This is a genomic window from Sphaerotilus sp. (assembly GCF_013299175.1).
Lineage (GTDB): Bacteria > Pseudomonadota > Gammaproteobacteria > Burkholderiales > Burkholderiaceae_C > Sphaerotilus.
Genome location: NZ_JAAFKF010000131.1, coordinates 1 through 9,194, shown reverse-complemented (window position 1 = coordinate 9,194; position 9,194 = coordinate 1). Strand labels below are relative to the sequence as shown.

Annotated in this window: 10 protein-coding genes and 1 pseudogene; 4 read left to right on the top strand and 7 right to left on the bottom strand. The window is 64.4% G+C overall.

Annotated features, from left to right (window positions below):
• Together QZW52_RS17165 and QZW52_RS17160 are read left to right on the top strand one after the other, a co-directional pair.
• Positions 1 to 429: ABC transporter permease (locus QZW52_RS17165; RefSeq protein ID WP_294000948.1), on the top strand; the 429-nt coding region annotated here is incomplete at its 5' end.
• A gap of 29 nt (positions 430 to 458) precedes the next feature.
• Positions 459 to 1,121: a transaldolase family protein gene (locus QZW52_RS17160; RefSeq protein ID WP_294000946.1), complete on the top strand. Its 663-nt coding sequence runs from the start codon at positions 459 to 461 to the stop codon at positions 1,119 to 1,121.
• 15 nt (positions 1,122 to 1,136) lie between these two features.
• On the opposite strand, the gene QZW52_RS17155 is transcribed toward QZW52_RS17160, so the two are convergent.
• From QZW52_RS17155 to QZW52_RS17125, 7 genes and pseudogenes are all read right to left on the bottom strand, one after another.
• On the bottom strand, positions 1,137 to 4,301 hold the full coding sequence (locus tag QZW52_RS17155; RefSeq protein ID WP_294000944.1) for a type I restriction endonuclease subunit R: 3,165 nt from the start codon (positions 4,299 to 4,301) through the stop codon (positions 1,137 to 1,139).
• Positions 4,302 to 4,327: 26 nt separating this feature from the next.
• A complete protein-coding gene (locus QZW52_RS17150; RefSeq protein ID WP_294000942.1) occupies positions 4,328 to 5,641 on the bottom strand; it encodes a restriction endonuclease subunit S in 1,314 nt (437 codons plus the stop codon).
• A gap of 11 nt (positions 5,642 to 5,652) precedes the next feature.
• Positions 5,653 to 6,213 carry a hypothetical protein gene (locus QZW52_RS17145; RefSeq protein ID WP_294000940.1) on the bottom strand — a complete coding sequence of 187 codons (561 nt, stop codon included), beginning with the start codon at positions 6,211 to 6,213 and terminating at the stop codon, positions 5,653 to 5,655.
• A gap of 42 nt (positions 6,214 to 6,255) precedes the next feature.
• Positions 6,256 to 6,744: a hypothetical protein gene (locus QZW52_RS17140; RefSeq protein WP_294000938.1), complete on the bottom strand. Its 489-nt coding sequence runs from the start codon at positions 6,742 to 6,744 to the stop codon at positions 6,256 to 6,258.
• Complete coding sequence (locus tag QZW52_RS17135) at positions 6,722 to 7,546, bottom strand: TIGR04255 family protein (protein ID WP_294000936.1); 825 nt, start codon at positions 7,544 to 7,546, stop codon at positions 6,722 to 6,724. Before QZW52_RS17135 ends, QZW52_RS17140 begins: the two co-directional genes overlap by 23 nt.
• 104 nt (positions 7,547 to 7,650) lie before the next feature.
• Complete coding sequence (locus QZW52_RS19260) at positions 7,651 to 8,052, bottom strand: helix-turn-helix domain-containing protein (protein ID WP_363226960.1); 402 nt, start codon at positions 8,050 to 8,052, stop codon at positions 7,651 to 7,653.
• Positions 8,053 to 8,088: 36 nt separating this feature from the next.
• Positions 8,089 to 8,232: pseudogene (locus QZW52_RS17125) on the bottom strand (type II toxin-antitoxin system mRNA interferase toxin, RelE/StbE family); the annotation flags it as partial.
• An 18-nt stretch (positions 8,233 to 8,250) separates the two neighbouring features.
• On the opposite strand from QZW52_RS17125, the gene QZW52_RS17120 reads away from it, so the two are divergent.
• Together QZW52_RS17120 and QZW52_RS17115 are read left to right on the top strand one after the other, a co-directional pair.
• Positions 8,251 to 8,868 carry a DUF6088 family protein gene (locus tag QZW52_RS17120; protein WP_294000934.1) on the top strand — a complete coding sequence of 206 codons (618 nt, stop codon included), beginning with the start codon at positions 8,251 to 8,253 and terminating at the stop codon, positions 8,866 to 8,868.
• A partial coding sequence (locus QZW52_RS17115; RefSeq protein WP_294000933.1) for a nucleotidyl transferase AbiEii/AbiGii toxin family protein occupies positions 8,861 to 9,194 on the top strand: 334 nt, incomplete at its 3' end. The genes QZW52_RS17120 and QZW52_RS17115, both read left to right, overlap by 8 nt.

Sequence of the window (9,194 nt, the reverse complement as noted above, 5' to 3'; positions counted from 1 at the left end):
ATGGGCTTCATCCTGTCGAGCACCAAGCTCGGCCGCTACGTCTACGCCATCGGCTCCAACGAGATGGGCGCGCGCCAGGTCGGCATCAACATCCGCTGGTACAAGCTGGGCGTCTACCTCGTGTCGGGGCTGTCGTGTGCGCTGGCGGCGATCGTGCTGATGGGCCGCATGGACTCGTCGAGCGGCAAGATGGCGCAGATGTTCGAGCTGGACGCGATCGCCGCCGTGATCCTGGGCGGCACCTCGCTGTTCGGCGGGCGCGGCAGCCTGTGGGGCAGCCTGCTGGGCGCCATCCTGATCGGCATGATCCGCAACGGCATGAACCTGCTGGAGGTCTCGCAGTTCAAGCAGATGATGGCCATCGGCGCGGTGGTGATCATCGCGGTGTGGATCGACGTGATCCGGCGCAAGCGGCTGCTGCGCAAGTAAGAACACCCGCCCGCCGCTACCATGGCGGGATGACCGCACGCTTCCACCTTTACCTCGACAGCGCCGACCTGACGGCGCTGCGCACCTGCCTGCCGCACCCGGTGGTGTGGGGCGTGACGACCAACCCGACGCTGCTCAAGCGGGCCGGTGTCACCTGGGAGGCACTGCCGGGGCTGCTGGACACGGTGTTGCGGCTGGGGGCACGGCAGGTGCAGGCGCAGGTCCGCTCGCCGGACGTGGACGGGATGCTCGCCGACGCCGACACGCTGCTGCGGCATTTCGATGCGGGCCAGCTTGTCGTGAAGATCCCGGCCACCCGCGCCGGCCTGACCGCAGGCGCCACCCTCACCGCCCGAGGCGTCCCCGTCACCTACACGGCGGTCTATGCGCTGGAGCAGGCGCACTTTGCTGCTCAGCTCGGGGCCGCCTATGCCGCGCCCTACCTGGGGCGGCTGAACGATGCCGGTGTGGACGGCCTCGCGCTGATCCGCCAGATGCAGGCGCTGGTGGTGGCCAGCGGCGCGCCGATGCGGCTGCTGGTGGCGAGCATCCGCAGCCGGCAGGCGTACCTCGATCTGCTCGCGCTCGGCGTCGGCGCCATCACGATCCCGCCGGCGCTGTTCGCCGAGCTGATGGACCACGAGGCGACGATCGCGGCGGAGCGCGGCTTTCTCGCAGACGCGGCCGAGTAACCCCGGCGCAGCCACTCACCCCGCCCGCGCCCGCAACGTCTCCCACAACCGCCCCGGCCCCAGCAGGAACGCCAGCATCGCCCGCTGCGTCTCCTCGCTGCCCAGCGCCTGGTCGCTCATCGCCCCGAAGCGCGAGCGCACCTCGATCACCGCGTCGATCAACCGCTCGTGCAGGTCGGGCGAGCTGGCGAACTGGGCCTCGGTGTTGTTGCGCGCCTGGAGCACGAGGTCCGGGTGTTCCAGCAGCTTGCCGCGGATCGCCTCGTTGACGTAGACCAGCTTGTCGCCCGGCGACAGCTCGCCCGTGAACAGCGCGTTCACCTTGGCGATCAGCGCGTCGAGCAGCACCTTGTCCTTGTCCTGCACCTGCCCGCCGCCAGCCTCGCGGGTCGGCTCGATCTTGGGGCGGTCGCCTTCGCCCAGGTTCAGGCGCTGCTGGCCCAGATCCTTGAGCGTGTAGGCGGTCAGGCGCAGCGCCGACAGGTCCACGCCCTCGCGCTCGCGGCCGAAGTCCAGCAACGGCACCAGCAGCTTGAAGAAGATCGCCCGCTTCTCGATCGCCGTGTCGCCGTAGTCGAAGACCTGCGACAGGAAGCCATAGAGCCGCAGGTAGGCGCCCAGGTCGCGCTTGAACAGGATGAGCGCGTCCATGCGGTCACGGGCGGGCTGGCGGGCGGGGCTGCTGGGGTCGGCGTGGTCGAAGGTGCGCTTGGCCTCGGCGTAGCGCGCCAGCAGCCGGTTCGCCACCGGGGTCAGCACGGCGCTCAGTTCGGACTGCCGCGCCGCCTCGCCCTTCAGCGCCACGGCCACGACCCGCTCCACCTCGTCCGCGCCGTACAGCCCCTGCGCGTCCAGCTTGGCGCGCAGCGTGAAGACGAGGGTCGGGTCGGTCACGTCGGCCAGCTCGGCGGTGGCGTGGTAACGCTGGAACGCCGCGAGGATCTCCGCCGGCTCGTTCACGAAGTCCACCACGTAGGTCGTGTCCTTGCCGGGGTGGCAGCGGTTGAGCCGCGAGAGCGTCTGCACCGCCTGCACGCCGCCGAGCCGCTTGTCCACGTACATGGCCGACAGCAGCGGCTCGTCGAACCCGGTCTGGAACTTGTTCGCCACCAGCAGCAGGTGGACATCGGCGCCCTGGAAGGCGGTGCGGATGTCGCGGCCGTGCAGGCGCGGGTTCAGCGCGGGGCTGGTTTCGGTGAAGGGGTCGGGGCCGGATTCCGGGTCGTCGATCTCGCCGGAGAAGGCCACCAGCGCGTCGAGCGCGTAGCCGTGTTCGGCGATGTAGCGGCGCATCGCCAGTTGCCAGCGCACGGCCTCCCGGCGGCTGCCGGTGACGACCATCGCCTTGGCCCGGCCCCCCAGCAGGTGCTGCACATGGCGGCGGTAGTGCTCCACCACCACCTGCACCCGCTGCGCGATGTTGTAGCCGTGCAGCCGCACCCAGCCCATGATCCCCTTCATCGCCTCGCTGCGGTCCACCTCGGCGCTGTCGATCACGGTGCCGTCGCCCGGCCCGTTGCCGTCGCCGTGGGCGAGCTGGAAGGCCATCTGGTACGAGGTGTAGTGCTTCAGCACGTCGAGGATGAAGCCTTCCTCGATCGCCTGGCGCATCGGGTAGACGTGGAAGGGCGCGGGCAGGTTGTCGGCCGCGGCGTCGCGGGTCGGGTCCGGGCGGGTGCCGAAGAGCTGGAGCGTCTTGTCCTTGGGTGTCGCGGTGAAGGCGACCCAGGTGATGCCGGCCGCCGCGTCGCCGCCCGCCTTGGCGCTCATCTGGGCGGCGAGCAGGTCTTCGGCATCGACCTCGCCGCCATCGTCCAGCTCGGCCAGCTCCGCCGCGCTCAGCACCAGCTTGAGCCGGGCGGCGGTGTCGTTGCTCTGCGAGGAGTGGGCCTCGTCGGCGATGACGGCGAAGCGTTTGCCCTCGGTCGCGGCGAGTTCGCGCACCTGGGCCAGCGCGTGCGGGAAGGTCTGGAGCGTGCAGACGATGATCTTCTTGCCGGCGGCGAGCGCGTCGGCGAGTTCGCGGCTCTTGCTGCTGCTGTGGGCGCCGGTGATTTCGGCGACGACGCCCTTGGTGCGCTCGAAGCGGGTCAGGGCCTCGCGCAACTGGGTGTCGAGCACCGTGCGGTCGGAGATGACGAGGACGCTGTGGAAGACCTTGGCGTGGCCGCCGCCAGGGCCGGGGTGGTCGTCGTGCAGGTCGGCCAGGAAGTGCGCGGTCCAGGCGATGGAGTTGGTCTTGCCGGAGCCGGCCGAGTGCTGGACGAGGTACTTGCGGCCCGGCCCGTCGGCGCGCACGGCCTGCACGAGGCGGCGCGTGGCGTCGAGCTGGTGGTAGCGCGGGAAGATCCAGCGGTGGAGCCGGCCCTTGTCGTTGTGCTCCGCGACGAGGTAGCGGCCGATGAGGTCGAGCCACGATTCGCGGGTCCAGACCTGTTCCCAGAGGTAGGCGGTGGCGTGGCCGTGCGGGTTGGCGGGGTTGCCGGCGCCGCCGTCGCGGCCCTGGTTGAAGGGCAGGAACACGGTGTCGGCGCCGGCCAGCCGGGTGGTCATGGCGGCTTCGGCCTGGGTGACGGCGAAGTGGACCAGGGCGCCGCCGGGGAAGGCCAGCAGCGGCTCGGGCAGGTTCTGGCCGGGGACGGTGGGCAGGCGGTCGCGCTGGTACTGGGTGATGGCGTCGGCGAGCGTCTGGGTGAAGTGGCTCTTGAGTTCGATGGTCGCCAGGGGGAGGCCGTTGAGGAACAGCACGAGGTCGATCTCGTTCGCGTGGTGCGCCGAGTAGACGACCTGGCGCACGACGCGCAGGCGGTTGGCGGCGTGGCGGGCCTGGAGTTCGGCGTTCATGGCGAGCGCGGGGCGGAACTGGCAGAGGCTGACCGGGCGCTTGTGGCCGACGAAGCCCACGCCCTCGCGCAGCACATGGAGCACGCCGTGGACATCCAGCGCCTTGCGCACCGCCTCGGCCAGCACCTTCGGCGCCCGCGCTTCGCCGTGGCGGGCGAGCAAGCGGTCCCAGGCGTCGGGCTGGGTGGTCTGCACCCAGGCGGCGAGGTCGTCGGGGAACAGGGCGGTGGCGCGGTCATAGCGGCGGGCGTCGGTCGGGTCGTGCAGCCAGCCGCGGGCGGCCAGTTGCTCGCAGATCTCGTGCTCGAAGTGGATCTCGGTGTGGAGTCCGGTCATGTGTAGTTCCCCCTGAACGTCTGTTTTTATGCCGCTTGGCGCACGTCGATCTTGCCGGTGACCGCGGCGGAAATCAGCGCGCTGCGGCGCTCTTGCAGCAAGGCGATGGTGGTTTGTGCTTCGGCGGTGAGCGCGTCGATTGCATTCATTTCTCTGTCAATATAATCGCCGATATTTTTTTGCTCTGCAATGGGTGGCAGCGGCATTTTCATATTTGCAATCTGCTCGCAGGTAATGGCGCCTTTTGTACTTCCCGCCCCATCACTCTCAAATCGCATTCTTTCGTATGCCATGTCAAAATATCGGCGAACAAAACCCACACAGGCTTCGTCGATTGGCTTTACGCAAGCAATATGCTGATTGATGGTTGCCTCGAATCCAAGTATCGCAACCATTCCTCGTGTTTTGCCTTGCCCGGTGATTCCCACCAAAATGGCAGGCGGCATTATTTTTGGCAGATGGCATTCATCCAGCGCGACTTGTGTAACAAATTCAGTCGCCTCAGTCACAATGTCTTGATTCACAACTGTGCTGCTTAGCCAAGGATAGTTTCCGTCACTCCAGTAATCTGGTCGATCTCTGTTTGGCGTCGCACCATTTCCAATACTGGCAATTGACTTCACAGGACGCACATCCCAATGCGCCGGCACCTCCCCCAGCCACTCCACCCCCGAATCCTTCATCGCCACCCCCGCATCCAGCCCCTTCGTCACGGCATGGGAGATGACCGCCTGACGCTTTTCCTTGAGGAGGTCGATCAGGGTGCGTTGTTCGGTGATGAGGGCGTCGATTTTCGATGTCTCGCCGTTCAACTCGCCCATGATCCGGCGCTGATCTTCAATCGGCGGCAGTACCACCTGAAGTGTCTTGAATTCATCCCAATACAGCCGAAGTCGAAAATCGGTCACCCCTTGAGAATGCCGCCGCATCTCTTCGACAGCGTTTGGCGTCCGCAATTGCTGCTCGATAAACTCGGTGATAAAACTTCTAGTCGGCCGTGCAACCACATACGCAGGGCTGACCATTCCGGCAATCGTTACCGCGCCAAAGCCGCCTTGCCATGCCCGCATCATGTTGTAAACGAGATCCCCCGGCATGACACGCTTGTATTTTGCGCGGTCATCGCTGCGGGTAACTTTCCGGTCCATTTCCTCTTCGTTCATTTCCTTGTCGGAAACACCGGAATGGATCGACACCGAAAGAATTGGCAGATCGTCAGCGCCTTCTTCTGCCATTTGCTGAAACAGATTGACAAGGCGGATCACTTCCCAATGCGCCGGCACCTCGCCCAGCCACTCGACCCCGGAATCCTTGTAGTGCTCGTATGTCGGAAAGCTCATTCAGAAACAATTCAATGGTCTTGTGGCGGACAAACAGAATTCAGCACCCGCTCGACCTGCCGCGCCGGTTCCTGAACCTGATCGAAACTGACCGGCCACTGTTTATAAGAAATCTGCGAAGCGCCCGCCAGTTCATAAGGCCGCAGCCGCAAGCCATTGATATTGCAGCGCACCGCCGCCGCATGAATCGGAGGCAATTGATCGCAAACCGACTCGGCCCATTCGATATTCTCCTGACTCTCACGCCAAGTCTCGGATCGAACGAGGTCCACCGCCTTGCTGCGCAGCACTTCCAGAACAAAAGACGCGCACGTCAGACCGTCACTGCCCTCTGGCGGCGTGTAGTCGCCTGATGCATTGAACGACCCACGCGAAGCCAGGAAATTGAGTCCGTAACTGATCCGCGGCCCCAGCTTGGCCGCCACCCGGATCGTCGCCACCAATTGCCTGGACAACACTGCAGGGGCTTTGTTGCACAACTCTAGGTGCCCCGCACGCAACGGGCTGTGCGTCACCGCAATCACGATCTGGTCTTTGCTGAATTGAATCGAACGCAGATTCTCAAAGGTCATACGGCCTACTGCTGCCAGAATCGGATCAGATTAAATAAAAAATCAAATCAGACCAAAAAGTGCATCTTCAGGATCAACGCCCGCTTGCGCCAAAGCAACTTCGGCCACGCGCAAAGCCTCGTGCCAACCGGGAACCTGATCGCGCCATGTGAACGACGTGCGCAAAACAGTGGCCAAATGCTCACCGTTGACGGCGACGGCTTGCAATCCCTGTAGATTGAAAAGTGCCGGACCATGTGCCTGGATCGCATCCAGAACCGCTTCTGCCGTTTCGGTCAGCGCATCGACATCCACTGAAGCGGCCACGTCGCAGACATGCTTGCGCCAAGCGACCATGACCGGCTCGCTTTGAACCCATGCGGCTGCACGGGAGAGACTGCCTTGGTAGAAACTACCAAAAGAAATCGTGCTCGGCGGATACGATGCCTGAGTCCCCCGAGAAACGATGTTCTTCCCGGATGCAAAACCTGACCCAGTAGTGTTCTGCACAATGCAGATGGCCTGAATCTCAGGCGGCAGGTCGCAAAGCATCATGCAGTTTCTCCTTAATACAGCGCCTGAAAAGATCGCCAGCATGGCCATGCAGAATATTAAGCTGGTCGATCAGTGAAGCGCGGTTTGTTATAGTCTGTTCCAACGCAGGCGCATGGTCATTGAAGAAGTCCATGTCGATGAGAAATGCCTTGCGCTGTCCATCCAAGGACATCAGCAGCGAACTCTGCAGCAGCAGCTTGCAGCTTTCCAAGTGAAGAACATACTGCGAGACAAGGCTTCCAATATCGTTTTCGGTGAGCGTCTGCTTGTCTGCCAAGGCATCGGGATTCAACGGACCCAGCATGAACGGCTTGATCAGCTCATGCCACGCCACCCCCGCCAGCCCCAGCGGCTCGCGCTCGATCACGTCCTTGTAGCGCAACCCCACCCGGCTCACACGCGCTGTCTTCAATACATCACCGAAACAATCGATGGCGTTGAAGAACACCGGCCTGAACTCTTCCCATTTTGAATACTTCAGGCAGGTCAGCGCCATGAACGTTGCACAAAATGACACACGCCAGAATCCATCAGCGGACAGGAAGTGGTGGATTTTATTGGCCGGAAGTGCCTGCTGCGAAAAGGCCGGTGCAGTGCCGTCGAAGGTGACTTGATACTCAACCTGGGTGAGTTCTTCCACTTGGTAAACCGAATGCCCCATGTCGGTCGAAAACCTGGCCTGCAAGGCGGCAACCTCGGCTTGCGTCAACGCCGGCAAGGCATCGAACTGCACTTGACACACCACTTCCGCCAGCGGGTTGTGGGCGTAGACCACGCGCTCGGACGCATCAATCTTCATGGTTCAACTCACCTCGACTTGGCTCTTGGTTGGGCAGCGGATGCAAACCGTTCTCATCATAGCCCGCGGGTCTGGCGGGCCGTCGGACGATCTGTGCGCCGAACTCAGCCCGGCAATCCCGCCAGCCGCGTCACCGTGTCCGGAAAACACGCCGCCAGCCGCAGCAGCCGCCGCGCCGCGCCCGTCGGTTCGACCCGGCCCTGCTCCCAGTTCTCCAGCGTCCGCTTCGACACCCCGAGCGCCTGCGCAAACTCGGCCTGGGACAGCCCCGACCCCGCACGCGCGGCCATCAGCTCCCAGCGGGCGCCCGTCAGCCATTCGTCCTTCTCCACCGTGCCGTCAGCCCGCACGACACAGCACCGCACCTGCCCATCCGGCCGCGCCTCGAAGGTGGTCTTGCGCGCCCAGCGCCCTGCCTTGAGTTCACGCACCGATGCCAGCAACTCGGCCCCGATGTCCCGCTGGGCATCCCGCGCCAGCAGCTCCGCTTCAGTCAGCTTGCCCATGTTCCAGTTCCTTTTGTCAGCACATGCCTCGGGCGTTCAAAGCCCCCATTCGCTGTGCGAACCCAGCCGCACCAGTTGCAGCACGGACGGTTCCGGCTTCCGGTAGATCAGCACCAGATCGGGCTTGATGTGGCAATCCCGGTGGTCGCAATCGTACTCTTGAAGCAAATTGTCAGAAAATCATCTATATTTTCTGACATGACAGCACCCCTCACCACCGCCGCGCAAATCCGCCAGCACATCGAGCGCCTGCCGCTCGGTGAGCCGTTCACGCCCGCCGCGCTGCTGGCGTGTGGCACCCGTGCGACCGTCGATCAGACGCTCTCGCGGCTGGTGAAGTCTGGTGTCATCACGCGGGTCGCCCGCGGTGTCTTCGTCCGCCCGGAGATGAGCCGCTTTGTCGGCCAGGTCATGCCCGACCCGATGGCGGTCGCCGAGACCCTCGCCCGAACCACCGGCGCCACCCTGCAGATGCACGGCGCCGAGGCCGCCCGCCGGCTCCAACTGACCACCCAGGTGCCCACGCAACCCGTGTTCTCCACCTCGGGGCCGTCCCGGCGCATCCGTGTCGGCACCCTGGAAATCCGCCTGCAGCATGTGAGCCAACGCAAGCTCGCGCTGGCCGGTCGCCCCGCCGGGATGGCGCTGGCGGCGATGTGGTACCTCGGTCAGAAGGCGGTGACCCCCGCACTGATCGAGAAGATCCGGTGCCAGTTGCCCTCGGCCGAGTTCGAGGCGCTGACCGCCGCGACCCGCACCATGCCGGCCTGGATGAGCGACGCCGTTTTCCGCCACCAGCAGCAGTCCCATGGCTGAAACCTTCCTCCAGCTCAAGCCCCAGGAGCGTTCGGAAATCTACCGGGCGCTTGCACCCCAGCTCGGCCGGGCGCCCGTGGTGCTGGAAAAGGATGTCTGGGTGTGCTGGGTGCTGCAGGCGCTGTTCACCCGCGCAGGACGGCTGCCGATGGCGTTCAAGGGCGGCACCTCGCTGTCCAAGGTCTACCGCGCCATTGACCGCTTTTCCGAAGACGTGGACATCACCCTCGATTACCGGGGTCTGGACAACACGGTCGATCCATTCGCGGCAGGACTGTCGAAGACGAAACTGAAGCAGTTCAGCGCGGGTCTCAAGTCCTTCGTGC